The following is a 16051-nucleotide window of genomic DNA, read 5'->3' on the forward strand; positions in this document are numbered from 1 at the left end:
GTTTTTAATAAAAAATTTCTTCTTTAGAGGAAAATAAAGAATATTGATGTAAACTGCTTATATCTAAAGAGCTATGTATAAAATTATGTTTTAAGTAGAAAGAAGGATCCTTTTCTTTCAATTCTTCAAAGACATTAGAAAAAAAATCAAATAGTGAAACATTTAATTGTATTAATATAAAAAATAGCATATCGGTATCAATATGGCTGACCCCTCTCTCGTATCGAGAAACTTGTTGCTGAGATATGCCGAGTTTATTTGCTAACTCTAATCCAGTTATTCCCCTGGAGCGCCTTAGCTCCATTAACTGGGTTCCAATGATAATTTTTATTAATGTTTTAGTTTGATAAATGTTTTTATTTTTCATTGTGTTTTCCCTTAATGTAAGAAAGTCATAAGGTAAAATTAAAACATATATTAGAAATTATTCATTTCAGATATTATCACCGTAATATAATTAAACACAATATAGTGACATTTCTCGACGATCTTTATAAGTCTTTTGGGTGTTGTGTTGTAATATATAAAATCCTTGTAAAACAATGCATAAAACATAATCATTTGGAGACTATCTAGTTTGTACATTTTGTTTGGTTTAAAAAGCTTAATTTTTGCATAAAAAAGATAATTATTTTAAAAAATAAGTGATATAAGAAATTAAATAAATTGCCCATAAAATGGAAAGTAAAAATAAAAAAATTATAAATCAAATAAAAACATAGTGTTATGATGTTGATAATCATTCTCGATAATGTAGTTATTTCTTATAATGTAATTAAACTTATTTATTCAATTAAGTTATAAGCAAGCTAAGTAATAGCTATGAGATTAAATATTTATTATAAGTGTTTAATCTATAATGTCAGTATGTTAAAAATTCATCGCTGCTATATGTGATATAAAAAATCACTTCATCATGAAACAACCTGAATATTAGTGTATTTAGCCATTGAGATTGTCTTTTGGTGTTTGCTCAAGATGTATTAAATATTATGTGTACTCATAGATAAAAATTGGGCTAGAAATAATTTCAGTAGATTGGGCTGCTTAGCCCAATCTATTTAATAAAAACTAAATGATCCCTTCTTCTTGTAATGCATCATGAAAACGCTGCACTTCTTCAGGGGTGGCTTGAATACGCTGCATCGGAAAATCAAGCACATAAGGAATATTTTGCTGTGCACTAGTGACGGCGAGTACATACGTTGTGCCATTGGCTTCTAAGACGATAGGCGCACTCTTCTTCTTACCTGAATAGCCAGTCGATATCTGTTTGCCAGTCAATTCACGCTTATAAGTGGCAATAATTTGTCGATTGGCATTAATGACCTTGGCAGGGATGGCGATTAATTTTAAAGGTTGGTTGCCTACTGACAATAACTCTTTTCTCATTTTGCTGATGCGTATTTGGGCACGAATAAAAAAGAAGATACAAAAAACAAATAAGCCAATTAATACAATGGTAGTCATAAAGCGGATCATCACGCTATCGACAGCAACATCGACAGTAAGCTTTGAATTATCTGTGGCATCCATTAATGGCATGACGGCGATATTTCCACCATTTAACCCTAAGAAAGTGAAATCATGGGAGACGACATTTCTTTTATAACGTAAATCAACGCTACAGTTGGTGATCACCAGCAGGCTGGTTTTGCAGGAGCCATCGACATCTGCATCAACAGGAACGGCATTTTGGCCAATTTTATAATCATAAGCGATGTTTGGTAGCTGATAAGCACAGAATGCGGTCAATAACACCATTACCGCAATTAAAAATAGTGAACGAACCATGCCACCGTCGCCGGATAATGGGGTTAATTTCAGCGCTCGCTGTGGGAAGGCGTTTAAAACTTTATCTGAAAGTTGAAGATTATTTTGCACAGGGGAAATATCCATTTATGTTGATTTTTAGCGAATTATAGCGGTCTGCTGAATAATAATAATGAGATAATGACCAAAATGCCTCTCGGTATTGAGGTGAAAAATTCTCAGTATCAATGATTGTCATTTCATGAGTAGTTTAAAGGATCTCTCAATGTTATTTTAATCAGTTATATTTGCCGGCACTGATAAAAGGAAGGAAACAATGATTTTTCAATCTAAAGACTTAAGCAATAAAAAAGTGATTATTGTTCATGGTTATACAGCATCGCCTGAAAAAAATTGGTTCCCTTGGTTAAAAGCGAAGCTTGAGCAGCAAGGTGTCGAGGTGCAGGTACCTGCTATGCCAGACTCGTTATCACCTGACCCACAGCGCTGGCAGCAACATCTGCTAGATGCACAAATTGAATTAGACAAAAACACGATTGTGATCGGTCATAGCCTTGGTTGTGCCACGCTATTGCGTTATCTGGCTAGCCAGCAGCAACAAATCGGTGGTTACCTGCTGATTTCTGGCTTTACCGAAGAACAAGAGACATTACCTGAGCTGAAGGCACACACCGATTTCATCTTTGATTATGCTAATTTAAAATCATTGTCGGATAACCGTGTTTCGATTATTTCGAGTAACGATGCGATCGTTTCGCCACAATCCTCTAGAACATTAGCGAATTTGTTAGAAACAGAGGTTATTACAGTAGAAAATGCAGGGCATTTTTTAGACCGAGAAGGGTTTAGTGAATTTCCATTGATATTAAAAGTATTAAATGCTTTATCAATAACAGAGTTGTAGTGATTTCTGAGTCGGCATCTCTGAAAATTTATGTTGGTTTACTTACTTTTTGTTCACGGTGTGTTGTTGTTCATGAATCATGAACAAATTTAAATGGTGAATATGTGAAAGAAGAGTAATTTATGTTAATGCTATTCAGAATCAAAGCACATGTATTGTAATACACAGGGCAGTTTCCTGCCCTCTTGCTTAGTGATTAGCTATTTCTTTTCTTGCTAGTTCAGCCAAAAATGCAGAACGATTTTTATAATGTCCGCTTTGAGCAATGTATTTATCAATCGCTGTTAATAAATTATTTGGCATTGTTAGATTGAATTTAATGGCTTTTGACTCGTATTTTGCTGGGTCTATTTCAACAAGCCCAAGTATTCCATCATCTTCTTTTAACCTTACATCACTGATATAAACCGCAGGGTCGCGTGGTGCGGGTACATGGCTACCATTTTCGGTTAATATTTCCATGTGTTGTGCGAAAGCAGATTCAGCATCCTTAATTGCTTCTTCAATGCTATTTCCCGCAAAGAAACACCCTTCAATATCAGGGAAGTAACCATCAAAACCATCTTCTGTTTTAAATATAAAGAGTGGATATATCATCTTTCTCTAGCCTCTACTTGTGTTGATGAGTATGCAGAGAAAGGAGCGGTATGGCCCGCTCCTTGTGTTATAGCAATTTCAATCCTGAAATTTGCTGTGCTTGCCGGATGACTCCTTTTGAAGAATCCTTTCTTGGATGAGGAACAGTGATTATTTTATCAAATCCCTCTTTGGTTAAAGTTATATGACTACCTGTCTGCCTAGCTTTAACCCACCCATCAGCGATCAGTTTCTTGATTAACTCTGCACTGCTCATCAATCCTCCATTCGTTGATGTGGGTATAATACCCACTTTCTGTCTGGAGTTCAAGATATTGGTGGGTTCTATACCCATATTATGTTTTGTTGGCGGACATAGAAACCCCTTAATCAAGCGATGTCAGGTTACCTTGGGTAACCTGATGGAATAAATGATTAACCTTGAATGATATGCGTACCTGTTTCACCACGTAGTGCTTGCGGTAACTTTTCAGGTGTAGTGATGATCACGCGTTTGCCGCCATTGGCGATAAATGACAGGCTAGCTTCAATTTTTGGCAACATACTGCCTGCTGGGAAGTGGCCTTCCTGCATATATTGCTGCATTGCCGTGGTGGTGGTTTCGCCGAGTGTCTGTTGTTCAGGTTTTCCAAAGTGAATACACACTTTTTCAACCCCTGTGGTGATGATCAAAATATCAGCTTGTAGCTCTTTTGCTAACAAAGTGGTAGATAAGTCTTTATCGATAACAGCATCAACACTTTGATAGCCGCCACGACCGTTACTGATCACGGGGATCCCACCGCCACCCGCGGCAATTACCACATAATCATTGTCACTCAATGTACGAATGGCTGCTGATTCGATAACCGTTTTTGGCTCCGGAGAAGCAACAACGCGGCGGTAGCCTCGACCTGAATCTTCCACAAAATGCCAATCAGGGTTGGCTTTTTTCAGCTCTTCGGCTTGCTCTAAACTAAAAAATGCCCCAATAGGTTTGGTTGGTGAACGGAAGTTGGGGTCGTTTTTATCCACTTCAACTTGAGTCACCACTGTTACCGCTTGGCGCTGATCGCGCGATGCTAAGGCATTAGTGAGTGCCTGCTGCACTAAGTAGCCAATACCGCCTTGGGTGTCAGCTACACAGTTGGCTAACGGCGTTAATGGTAAGCCTTCCACTGAGTGGGCGATTTCTGCCCGACGCAGATCTAAACCAACTTGCGGGCCATTGCCGTGGGTAAGCACGATATTGTAGTTGCCTTCTAACATGTCGCAGACATGTGATGCGACTTCTTGCACCGCTTTTTCTTGAGACTCAATAGATTGGCTGTTGTTATCTTTGATAATACTGTTGCCCCCGATGGCAACAACCACGAGTTCTTTCATTGTTAATGTGTCCTGATACAGAGAGTAAGCGTTGGTGCGCTAGGCGCACCAACAATCGGAGGTTAGTGGCATTACGCTGATTTACTGATTTTTTCAGCTTTTTCAGGTTGTTGTTGTTCTACAGATTTGCCTTTATCCAAAAAGTACTTCATGACAAACAAGCCCGCCATCATGAGGTAAGCGTACACAAACATCAAGGCAGATCCCTGTGCAATTCCTACCATTGGGGAGTGAATTATTCCAAAGAACACTAATAACGCACCGACAGCCGCGGCGATAGCACCACGCAGAGGTTGATTGAGGATAGCGAAGATAGCGATACAGCCCCAAAGCATACTGGCGAGCGGTGCTCCATTGCCGAGGTGTACCAAACCTTGATAGTAGACCCCTTTGCTGAGTAAAACATCAGCGCCGATCTGTGCCGCAGAGGTTCCTGCCGCCCCCATCATGCTGTTCATCATAGTGAGTGCCCAGTTAGCAATCCAAGGGAACAGACAGATAAAGATAACCGGTACTTCAATTTTCGGTGTTTCTCGAACCACCTGATTGGCGGTAACGACACCGATAAACACAAGGATCGGCACAATCGCGGTCATTGGGATGATGGCTAACATGAACGCGCCCAATCCAAACAATGGCACGATAAACATGGTGATACCAGAAGCTAACGTATAACCAATACTCGCTCCCATCGCTTTCCAGCCTGCGTGACCCACATACACAGTGACAGGGAATGGGTTACCCATAAAACAACCGACAGTGGATGATAATCCGTTGGCTAGCATGACTTTACGGGTATTGTATTCATCGCCTGCTGCGTGAGCACTTTCAATGTTCTCAAGGTCAAAAATATAGTTTGCTAAGCCTAATGGAACCGCAGATGCAAGGTAAGGTAGTGCGTGTGGCAAGCCTTGTAAGAAGCTATCAATATGAATACCTGGTGGGTTAAACCCAAATGATGACATAGAGGCTTTAATTGCTTCAGGGCTTTGTAGGCCCGAAATCCATGCCAGTGCAGTACCTGCTATTAGCAGTAACAAACCCGTTGGGATGCGAGCGAAAATAGGTTTTTTACCAAACCAGTTAATAAAGATCAGCAGTAAAACAATAAATGAAACCGTTGGTGCTTCAAAAGCTTGCAGCATTGGGTTCATTGCCAGTAATAGCAAACCTAGCCCAGACAGACAGGAGAGCAATACGGTACGCGGGATCATTTTACGGATGGTTTCACCAAGAAATGAACCACCGACAAGGATCATCGATTCAACAAAACACCAAACTAACGCGATTTGGATAGCAAACTCAGCATTTTGCGTGGTTTGGTAAACGGGCATGATGACCAAAAAGGTCACCGTAAAGATAGACGGTGCACTTGGGCCAGATGGCAGGGCAGTAACATCATCGCGTCCGGTTTGTTTAGCCAGTTGCTGTCCAAAATAGGCGTAGCTGATACTGGCGAGTAATACGGCAAAACCAAAAGCGGGGGCAATACGTCCATAAACAATCTCTTTTGGGATGCCGACCACAAAGATCAGTAACCCCATCATGGTGAGCAGGTTGGTTAAGTTATTGGTCATCAGCCCAAAGTAGGCTGCCCAGTCACCACGTTTCCATTTTAGTTTCATTATACTCATGGAATGTATCCTTCAAGGAAGAGACCGCGTGTGCAGTCAAACAATTAAAAGCCCTTGGTAAAAAATTGTTATTATAGAGTGCCCAGCCGAAACTGGGCACTTATTGCTGACTAAGCGTATTTTTCTGCGTACGCTAACATCGCTTTTTCAAAGCAATCAAACGGTGGATGAACAATACCTGCACCAATCATGCCAATACCAGCATCTTTATGAGCGATGGCCGTATTGATGACCGGAAGGATACCGCTGGCGGCTACTTTAGTAATATCAATCGCCGTTGGGATACCCATAAACCCAAGCAATGGAATGGTGACATTCGGGTTTTCACCTAAGGTGATTTCACGCATTTGTCTTGAAAAATCAACGGCTTCTTCGACGGTTCCGCCGACAAGTGCCACAATCGCTGGCGCGGTTGCCATCGCAAAGCCACCAATGCCATAAGTTTCCGTGATTGCCGAGTCACCAATATCGAGCCCTGAATCCTCAGGTTTATAGCCTGCAAACATTGGGCCGATAACTTGCTGTGACGGGCCAGTGAACCATTGACCCGGTAGACCGCTGATACGTAAGCCGAATTCAAAGCCATTACGTGCCATCGTTGTGACAACGGTACTGTATTCGATGCCATGCGCGGCATCCATGGCAGCTTTACACATGGCCATCCATGTTGGACCTGAGAAGTAGTCACTACTTGCCACAAAATCAAACACGTCTTTTTGCTGTGCGACAGTAAAATCTGTTTGAATAATATATGGGGTTAGTGCTTGGATCAGTAAGGTGGTACCCGCGTTATTGCGGTTGTGGCATTCATCGCCCATATGTAGTGCTTGGGCTAACATAAGGCGTAAGTCGATTTCACCCGCGAGTTTCATGGCATCACGTAGCATTGGGCCTAATACATCACGCATCCAATTCAAACGGTCGATAACGCTTTGGTCGTTGGCACCCATACGTAAAATTTTCGCCATTTGCTCACTGAGGTTAGTGAAAGCGCGGTTACCATAGGTTTTATTTTCTACGATATGCATGAACATGGAGGCTGAAGTGACACCTGCCATCGAGCCTACGCAATCATGTTCATGGCAAGGAGAGAAAATAATTTCACCTGAAGCGGCAACGCGCTCTGCATCAGCTAGGTCTTTGGCTAAGCCTTCGAATACCAAGGCACCTGTGACCGCTCCTTTCATTGCGCCACACATGTCTTGCCATGCCACTGGAGGGCCAGCGTGCAGTATGGTGTTTTTGGTCATACCCGGTACGACATTAATCGCTTGGTCATAACCGACTAATACAGGTTGTGATTGAATAATACGTTCAAGCGCTTGCGCATTAGCGGCGGCAATTTTTTCCTGTAATGCTGCATTACTTTCAATTTTGTCTAGCGCGTGGATCACGGCAACATTGCCTTGCCCAGGAGGAGTCCAATTTAAATGTGTGACAGGAATATGTTGTTTTTTCAGGTCATCGCTGAACATTTCGATGCCGACGTTAATCACATTCAATGGCTGTTTAAATAATGAAGTCATTATGCGTTCTCCCCTTTCCAGACAAATTCACGTGCTAACAAACCCGTGTTGGTGCTACTACTCGCCCAAATCACCCCTGCATCGGTTAACATTTTTACCTGTACATCCATTGATGGTGTGTCTTGGTCTGTACCTAACACATACCCTAAAATTTCTAGTTCGCGGCCATCTTGTTTCGCGATTTCTTTTGCGGCTTTGATGGCTTCGATCATTACACCAACTGGATCCTCGTGAGAGCCATAACCGAGTACAAAATCCATTACGATCACACCCACTTCAGGATCACGTGCTTCTTGTAACAGGCGTTCGATACGGTTGGTTGGGTCGATCATTGGGTGTGGCTTGCCGTTAGTAAAATCATCGTCGCCAAAATCAAGGAAAGTGTGAGCGATGCTGCGATTCAAATCTTTGAGGCGATAGTCAGGGTTAGGTTGAATGTTGCTGTAAACATCATCATATTTTTCGAGGGCCGCGAACATGGCTTCATCACATAAAGTTCCGCCACAGAATAGGCCACGAATATATTTTTGCTGAGGAGAAAGTTTTGCACGTACCTCTTCAATTAACGGCCAATTTAAAGAGTGCAGATTGAGATTTTCTTTTTTAATACCCGTTAGTAGAACGGCTTTTAATGCTGCCTCTTTGGTATTTTGTGCAAAACTGAGCCCAGCTTTATCTTCTGGGATCGGTTGACTGCCTAGGAAGCAAACAACAACGGGTTTATGGCATTTTTCGGCTTGTTCTAACACTTTTTTGGCAACAGCAGGTGCTGGTGGCTTAGAAATTAAAGCGATAACCTTGGTTTCATCATCTGCATCGAGCATTTTCAGCGCATCAATCATCATGATCCCGCCGATCTTCTCGCTCAGATCACGTCCACCTGTTCCGATCAGCTGTGAAACACCAGCGCCAAATTCATGAATACGTACGCTAAGTTCTTGGCTACCGGTTCCAGATGCCCCAATAATACCAATACTGCCACGGCGAACGTTGTTACCGAAGCAGAGTGCGGCACCATTAATAATGGCGGTTCCGCAGTCGGGTCCCATCATCAATAAGCCTTTACGACTAGCAAGTTGCTTGAGTGCGAGCTCATCATCGATGGAAACGTTATCAGAGAACAACATGACGTTAAGGTCGTTTTCAAGGGCAATACGCGCTTCGCGAGCAGCAAATTGGCCATTCACTGAAATAACCGCTAAGTTGCTTTCAGGAATATGCGTATGAGCTGAATTGATGGTGGCGTACTTGGCTTCGTGCGCTGAACCACCTTGGTTTTTCTTATTAAAGAGTTCTTCAATGGCAATTAAAGTCGCTTCGTTGGCTTCATCACTGCTGCCTTTAATGATGATCATCAAATCGCCATTTTTAGCGTCCTCTAATTCAGGGGTTAATAGCCCTAAATTTCTCAGTACCCCCTTATTCATTTCTGTTGCCATTGCCACAAAGGCTTGCTCGACATTATCGAGTTGATTTGCTTTTGTGGAGATAGACATCAGTGATACGGAATCAAAATACGTATTCTTTTTGATGACAACTTTAGTCGACATACCTTTCTCCAAAATAATGGGTAAGATACAAAGCATCACGAATGCCAAATAGCATGTCGCTGCCTGAACTAGACCCGATATCTAAAATCTGACGAAACTGTGGATAAATATCTTTTTTGCTTGCTGCAACTAACATTTGCAGTAGCTGTAATATGTTTTCTCGGTATTGATGATTAATGGCTTTCTCTAAGGTAATGGCGCTGACTTTAGTGGTTATTTCACGTGCGTCATCAATTCCTTGTTGAAACTGGCATTCAAGGTGTTGCAAAGGATGATGCTTGAGTAATAAAAACGCCATTAACCCCACCAAATAATCATCTCCGGATGGCGTTAAACCAATACCTAATCCAATAAACTGCTTAATAATGTTGGGTAGTTTTTGATATTGCTGTTTCAGTAATGAATCAATTAATTCAGTTCGCAATAAATTTAATTTTTCAGATGCAGCTAAATAAAATAAATTATCTCCGCAATAACTAAATAGTGAATTCCCTTCTGTTTTTAGAAGGTTATCAATGATGTTTACCTTACTTGTTAAAAACGAAAGATATTGTTTTTGGTTTATTTTATTTTTATTAAAGCAAACTTCTTTTGGTTGCCATTTTTGACAAAAAGAAAAAGACAGAAAATAATGGTCAGCCAAATAAATAATTTGTTCAGAAAAATAAACCCGATCACCCTCTCGTAAATTTAACTGAGTAAAATCATTGTGTAATATTCGACAACTGTTTGGGGCATTATCTAATTCAGTACTCAATAAAGTAAACAATGTATCGCCTACAGCAATATTGAGTGCTTTATGAAATATCTGCTCTACTGTGCCTGAAAAAGCAGGCTGATCTAACAATTGCAGAAATGCTACATCAGCCGAGATACCATACAGTTGTTGTCGTTGAGTCTTGATCGTATTCACAAGCCTCCTTGTGATGCTTTATGCGCCAGCTGCCACCAGTAATTCAGCAATTTCGTGATAGCCTTTTTCACGTGCTAACTCTAATGGTTTTTTACCGTATTTATCGGTCATATGCGGGTTTGCGCCATGGTCGAGCAGCAGTTTGACGATTTGCTGTTGCTTCTCTCCACCATCATTGAGCACGATGGCTTCAAGCAGTGGTGTCCAGCCGACAAAGTTCGTGTGGTTAACATTAATTTCTGTTTTTTCCAGCAGCTCACGGACGATTTCAACGTGGCCTTTTTCACTTGCTGGGGTGATACCCACGCCACCAAAACGGGTTAATAAATCTAAATTTGGTTGTGCTGGAAGTACGATGCGTAATAATGTTAAATCATTATTTAAGCAGCTTAATAAAAATGGGTTAAAACAGGTTTGATCTTGCTTATTAATATCAGCGCCCGCATTAATCAGAAACTTAACGCACTCATAATGTTTATTCAGGCTGGCATTGATAATAGCAGTACGCCCTTGGCGGTTGGTAATATCAATATTAACCCCTTTTTCAAGGCAGCCTTTTAATATGTCTAGATTGCCTTGCTCTGCGGCGGATAAAAATTCCTGATCGATTGTCATGATTTTCCCCTGTTAAGGTTGTTACACCCAAGATATAAAAACGAGTCTGATATTTATGATGAACTCAGCATAGCAAGCGCTTAATAGAAATAGAATCCATTTAAATTTAATTCATCAATAGTGAGCGCTATTGTTGAGTTTAATTCAATAATTATGATTTTTTGTGCGGGTAAGCATTATTTTTTAGCCATTTTTGATGTTTTTTGGCTAAAAAATCAGCAAAATAATCAAAAAATATTGTCCAATGGTGGAGTGGAAAAATGATTTAGTTGATTTTGTGACGGCCATCAAATTAAGCGTTTCATAACGGTTAAAAATGTAAATTGATTGATCGAGATCAGAATGCCGCCTTATTTTATTTTTAGTATTAACCCCAGTAATATTAATGGGTTTACTGTTTATGTTGATTTTTTTGCAGGCAAAATTAGGCGAAAAATGTCATCCATTATTTATGGCTCGGTATGCCGGCCTATTTCTGCTAATCTAACAAATAGGGTAGATAAACCGCTCTGATTTAGCGGTTATTAAATATAATTCACAGAACCTATTATTTTTGATTGTTTTTTCTCCAATTTGGGCCAACAGTATGAACTCGATCTTTACTGAAGAAAATTTACTGACCTACACGACAGCCGCAAAATACGCGAGTTTTAGCAAAGCCGCTGAAGAATTGGGTATTACCACTTCAGCAGTCAGTTATACCATCAAACGCATTGAAACCTACCTCGATGTCGCTTTATTTATTCGAGATACTCGTAATATTGAATTAACAGAAGCGGGCTATTATTTTTATCGCAAAGCAACAGACTTGCTGAACAACTTCCATCTAATTAAAAAGAGTATTTATTCAATAGAGCAGGGGATAGAGGCTCGGGTGCGTATTTGCATCAATCAACTGCTGTATACTCCGTATCACACCGCTAAATTACTGCAAATTCTCAAAAAGCAGTTTCCTACTTGCCAGATCACCGTCACTACAGAGGTCTATAATGGCGTATGGGATGCCATTATTAATAACCATTCTGATATTGCTATTGGTGCTCCGGGCACGTTAATGGATGGTGGCGGTATTGATTATGAAGAAATCGGTGCTATTCATTGGCAATTTGCCATTGCCGCAACTCATCCACTCGCATTGATGCCAGAGCCGATTGCGGAAAGCCAGCTACGGTTATATCCAAACATCATGGTGGAAGACACGGCACATACGATAAATAAGCGTGTGGGTTGGTTACTACATGGGCAGGAAGCAATACAGGTTCCTGATTTTAATACTAAATGCCAATGTCAGATTTTAGGGGAGGGGATCGGTTTCTTGCCTGACTATCTTGTGAAAGAGCATGTAAAAAGTGGTTTGTTAGTGACTAAACAGATCCAAAATCCACGGCAAGACTCACATATGTTATTAGCCACTCAACACTCTGCGACGGGGCTAGTCACACAATGGATCCGTAAAGAGTTTGCTGCAAGTGGCATGTTAACTAAGTTGTACAGTGATATTTTGAAACCCATCAATCAATGATGCAATGATGGGCTCATGTTATTCCAGTTACTGTACGGCAACCTCCAATGCTTTATTGATGGCATCTGGAATGGCGCTACCGTGGTTTTTATCAGGGAATAAGGTAAATTGACACATGCGCCCGTGGCTATCAATTTCAGTACACAATTGTCGCGCTCCAATCCAGCTGGAACGAGATTGGTAGTGTTTGATTTGCTCTTCACTCAGTCTTGATAAATCAGGTTTCTCTTCTAAACCACCTAAAGTGATAAATAGTGGTGATGCCTTTTGTGGCTGAGTAAGCTTAGGCAAATCAATCATCTCACCTTTACCCCACCACAATGATGGGCTGGCAGAGACAAATGCATTGAATGCATTGGGGTGATTTTGATAAGCCATCAAAGTAAACAAACCGCCAAATGAATGTCCAAACAGCGTTTGTTTTTGTTTATCAAAAGTGAAAGTTTGCTCTGCCCAAGGGCGAATTTGACTATCAATAAACTGATACAGCTCTTCAGAACCGCCGCCTTGTTGGAAGTCATCACCTGAAACACGCGGGGTATAGTCATAATCACGTAGTTGTTTAGGGAATGCTTCATCAATCGGATAACCAATGCCAATAATAACGGGCAGTTTATCTGTAGGAAGCTTTTGGATGGCACGATTGACGACTAATGGAAATAAACCATTTCCATCAAGCATATAGAGCACAGACCGTGTGTTACCCGCGCCATGTGGTACGGCACTAAAAATGCGATAGCCGCGTGCCCCCTGAGTACTATGGGTATTTTCCATATCATGATGCTGGACATCATAAAATTGGCTGACTTGCTCATCCAACGGAGGAGGTGTTTGTGATGGGCGAGCAAAAGCTGTGGATAGGGTCATGGTGAGTAATAAACCAGAAATAATTAATTTACTTATCATATTCAGATAGACAGCATACAGAAAAGCAGATATCAGATGATACCTGCTTTTAAAGGTTAAAATAGATTAAAAACTGACATTAACATTCGCCCAATAACGGCGACCGTCTTCAACATCCCAGTTACCACCTTGCTTATCGATTTTAGGACCTTTTTCATCGGCGATATTCAGTACCGCTAAATTGAGCTTAGTATTTGCCAATAACTGATAAGTCATCCCAACATCCATAGTGGTATAACCGCTACGGTAACGTGGTTTGGTATAGCCATTACGTTGTGATGCCCAAACTTGTTCACCTTCATAGTGCGCTCGGGTGTATAGGTTTAGATCATCACTGTATTGCCAATCTAACTTGGCATTCGCAGTATGTTTTGGCGTTTTATCCAATGGATAACCTTTGAGCGATTGCCCGCTAGACAATTTTTCGTCATCACTTTCACGTTTGGAGTCGACATAGGTGTAATTCAGACTTAATTTCCAATCTTCCGCGAGAGGGATCCCTGTTGCAACTTCAATACCTTTAATATTCGCTTTACCCACATTGTCATATTTGTAGATATTAAAGTTAGTTCCTGATTCCACTTCACCCGTTGCATAGCTGGTTAACTTGTTTTTAAAGTCAGTATTAAAGAAAGTCAGGCTGGCATTAAACCCAGAGGCATGGTCATAAGCGATGCTGATTTCTTCGTTCAGGCTTTTCTCGGGCTTCAAATCGGGATTACCATAAATGATCCCTTTACCGCCTTGGGTCGATGTCCCGTAACCTGCGCTGATTTCACGCAAAGTTGGCGCACGGAAAGCCTGTGAAACACCACCCTTGATGGTGATTTCATCAGTCAGATAATAGATGGCATAGCCCCTTGGATTCCAATGATTGCCATAGGTCTCATGGTGATCTAAACGCAAGCCGCCAGTTAAAATCAGGTTATCTGTCGCAGTGAATTCATCTTCAACAAACAAAGCGTGTTGATCTGCAGACATGGACGTTTTTTCCATCACTTTTGGTGCGATCAGTGAGCTATCTTTCAGTTTAGCATGCTGGAATTGACCACCAACAGTTAGCACGTTGTCAGGCAAAAAGGCAACCACCTTGCCATCAACCACAGTATTGGTGATCTCAGGAACGCGTTCTTCATAGCCGCCAACCCATTGACCGCTTGTTTCATCGCGTTTTTGTGATTTGGTTTTACGTTTAGTTTGTTCTTGATAAACGCTGAGTTCAGTTTTGACAACATCCCAATCACCTTTATAGGTCAATGCCATATGATTGCGGTCGTTATGTATTTCTGATTTGCTATTATCTTGTTTTAAGCCACCACGAATTTCGTAGTCATCAATTGATTTACCCGGCGTTGCATCTCTTTCTTGAGTCGTTCTTCCTGCTTCAAGTAAGAAGGTTTGATTTTCCAATGGGGTAAAGGTCAACTTCGCGGTCAGGCTACGGTTGTCACGTTTTTGGTGCCCTTCAAGAATGTGATCTTCTTGGCGATAATCGCCACCGCCATATAATTGTAACCCTAATTTATCTTTAATCAGCGGGCCTGAAAGGTAGAAATTGCCGTCGGTCGAGTTACCACTATCACTATTTTCTTGCAAAATGCCGCCCATAGCGACATTACCATGCCACTCATTGGTGACTTTTTTAGTGATAATATTAATCACCCCACCCATGGCATCAGAACCATATAAGGAAGACATTGGGCCGCGGATCACTTCAATACGTTCAATAGCTTCAACTGGCGGCATAAAGCCTGCTTCGAATCCACCACTGCCATTTGGGCGTGATTCACGGCTATTTTGGCGACGCCCATCGACTAATATTAGCGTGTACTCGCCCGGTAACCCACGAATATTAATATCCTGTTTATCAGGGCTCCCTACAACACTCACACCTTCAACATCTTTGACGGCATCAGCAAGGTCACGAACGGGTTTATTTTGCAGTTGTTCTTTGGTGATTACAGTAATACTGGCAGGGGCATCACGTAATTGTTGTGAATAGCCTGACGCAGTGACAATCATTTTATCTGCATCTTCTTGAGCGAGAGCATTAAAAGAGGTTGTAGCGGCGATAACAGCAGCCGCTAATCGTGTGTAGTGGCAGTGAGTTGACATAGTATCCCTTAGTAAACGCGAATCTAAATGTAAATGAGATTGATAATCATATTGTATGCGAATACTACCACCGATATATGCTAAAAATAAATACGCGATTGGCTAATTGAAGTGAATTTAAGAGAGAATTAACAGTAATAAGACAAGGCAATAAATCAGCACTAACAAGGATACTGAAGTAAATTAACAGCGTGGCGTTGTATGGTCAGAACATGTGCGATAGCTAAAATGCGTAGCCAATGGCTACGCACACTGAAAAGCTTTATTTTTTGGCTTTCTTAACTTGTTCCACAAAGTTGGCTTTGCCATCTTTCTTACAGGCATCGATCACTAAAGGTGTGATGGTTTGGATACCGTCAACATCGAGTACGGCATCTTCGACTTTATCTTTCTTGGTCAGTAATTCACCAACGCCTACCGCCGTTGGATAGAAATTATCGTCGATAGCTAAAAATTCTTCACAAGTCCACTCTGTAACAGGCTTAGCTTCACCTTTCTTATCCGCTGCCATTGCAGACATACTCGCTAATGAGGTAATAACTGCACCGATAATAAAATATTTTTTCATCATTCCACCTTAATATTTAACGTTCAATAAATGTAGTTTTCATAGAAGGTTGTAATAGAGTTA

Annotated in this window: 15 protein-coding genes; 2 read left to right on the forward strand and 13 right to left on the reverse strand. The window is 41.1% G+C overall.

The features are described from left to right. Window positions 1-4 precede the first annotated feature (4 nt). Both AC3Z9T_RS19560 and AC3Z9T_RS19565 read right to left on the reverse strand, forming a co-directional pair. Window positions 5-367 (reverse strand): helix-turn-helix domain-containing protein, encoded by a 363-nt coding sequence (locus AC3Z9T_RS19560; protein ID WP_490127758.1) that lies wholly within the window; start codon window positions 365-367, stop codon window positions 5-7. A 704-nt stretch (window positions 368-1071) separates the two neighbouring features. Further along, window positions 1072-1884 (reverse strand): hypothetical protein, encoded by an 813-nt coding sequence (locus AC3Z9T_RS19565; RefSeq protein ID WP_490127759.1) that lies wholly within the window; start codon window positions 1882-1884, stop codon window positions 1072-1074. Between the two features lie 205 nt (window positions 1885-2089). Here AC3Z9T_RS19565 and AC3Z9T_RS19570 point away from each other — a divergent pair, with 205 nt between their 5' ends. Further along, window positions 2090-2677: an RBBP9/YdeN family alpha/beta hydrolase gene (locus AC3Z9T_RS19570; RefSeq protein ID WP_490127760.1), complete on the forward strand. Its 588-nt coding sequence runs from the start codon at window positions 2090-2092 to the stop codon at window positions 2675-2677. A gap of 189 nt (window positions 2678-2866) precedes the next feature. Here AC3Z9T_RS19570 and AC3Z9T_RS19575 read toward each other — a convergent pair whose 3' ends face one another. The 8 genes from AC3Z9T_RS19575 to AC3Z9T_RS19610 form a co-directional block, all read right to left on the reverse strand. Continuing rightward, entirely contained in the window at window positions 2867-3274 is a 408-nt protein-coding gene (locus AC3Z9T_RS19575; protein ID WP_490127761.1) for a type II toxin-antitoxin system HicB family antitoxin, read from the reverse strand. Between the two features lie 67 nt (window positions 3275-3341). Next, the gene (locus AC3Z9T_RS19580) at window positions 3342-3530 is read right to left on the reverse strand and encodes a type II toxin-antitoxin system HicA family toxin (protein WP_070929546.1); all 189 of its coding nucleotides are present in this window, start codon (window positions 3528-3530) and stop codon (window positions 3342-3344) included. Between the two features lie 158 nt (window positions 3531-3688). Then, entirely contained in the window at window positions 3689-4639 is a 951-nt protein-coding gene (locus tag AC3Z9T_RS19585; protein WP_490127762.1) for a carbamate kinase family protein, read from the reverse strand. Between the two features lie 71 nt (window positions 4640-4710). Further along, window positions 4711-6273, reverse strand: coding sequence for a xanthine permease (locus AC3Z9T_RS19590; RefSeq protein WP_490127763.1), 1563 nt, complete (start codon window positions 6271-6273; stop codon window positions 4711-4713). Window positions 6274-6383: 110 nt separating this feature from the next. After that, complete coding sequence (locus tag AC3Z9T_RS19595) at window positions 6384-7799, reverse strand: YlbE family protein (RefSeq protein ID WP_490127764.1); 1416 nt, start codon at window positions 7797-7799, stop codon at window positions 6384-6386. Continuing rightward, a complete protein-coding gene (gene fdrA, locus AC3Z9T_RS19600) occupies window positions 7799-9349 on the reverse strand; it encodes an acyl-CoA synthetase FdrA (protein ID WP_490127765.1) in 1551 nt (516 codons plus the stop codon). The genes AC3Z9T_RS19595 and fdrA overlap by 1 nt, the downstream gene beginning before the upstream one ends. Beyond that, window positions 9339-10262 carry an oxamate carbamoyltransferase subunit AllH family protein gene (locus AC3Z9T_RS19605; protein ID WP_490127766.1) on the reverse strand — a complete coding sequence of 308 codons (924 nt, stop codon included), beginning with the start codon at window positions 10260-10262 and terminating at the stop codon, window positions 9339-9341. Before AC3Z9T_RS19605 ends, fdrA begins: the two co-directional genes overlap by 11 nt. 18 nt (window positions 10263-10280) lie before the next feature. Further along, on the reverse strand, window positions 10281-10877 hold the full coding sequence (locus AC3Z9T_RS19610) for an ankyrin repeat domain-containing protein (RefSeq protein ID WP_490127767.1): 597 nt from the start codon (window positions 10875-10877) through the stop codon (window positions 10281-10283). Window positions 10878-11463: 586 nt separating this feature from the next. On the opposite strand from AC3Z9T_RS19610, the gene AC3Z9T_RS19615 reads away from it, so the two are divergent. Beyond that, window positions 11464-12399: a LysR substrate-binding domain-containing protein gene (locus AC3Z9T_RS19615; protein WP_490127768.1), complete on the forward strand. Its 936-nt coding sequence runs from the start codon at window positions 11464-11466 to the stop codon at window positions 12397-12399. 27 nt (window positions 12400-12426) lie between these two features. On the opposite strand, the gene AC3Z9T_RS19620 is transcribed toward AC3Z9T_RS19615, so the two are convergent. The 3 genes from AC3Z9T_RS19620 to hdeA all read right to left on the reverse strand — a co-directional run bounded on the left by AC3Z9T_RS19620 (window position 12427) and on the right by hdeA (window position 15991). Next, entirely contained in the window at window positions 12427-13305 is an 879-nt protein-coding gene (locus AC3Z9T_RS19620) for an alpha/beta hydrolase (RefSeq protein WP_490127769.1), read from the reverse strand. 66 nt (window positions 13306-13371) lie between these two features. Further along, window positions 13372-15420, reverse strand: a complete 2049-nt coding sequence (locus tag AC3Z9T_RS19625) for a TonB-dependent receptor domain-containing protein (protein WP_490127770.1) — start codon at window positions 15418-15420, stop codon at window positions 13372-13374. Between the two features lie 262 nt (window positions 15421-15682). After that, window positions 15683-15991 carry an acid-activated periplasmic chaperone HdeA gene (hdeA, locus tag AC3Z9T_RS19630; protein ID WP_490127771.1) on the reverse strand — a complete coding sequence of 103 codons (309 nt, stop codon included), beginning with the start codon at window positions 15989-15991 and terminating at the stop codon, window positions 15683-15685. Window positions 15992-16051: the final 60 nt, after the last annotated feature.

The organism is Providencia sp. 6390, from assembly GCF_058148425.1.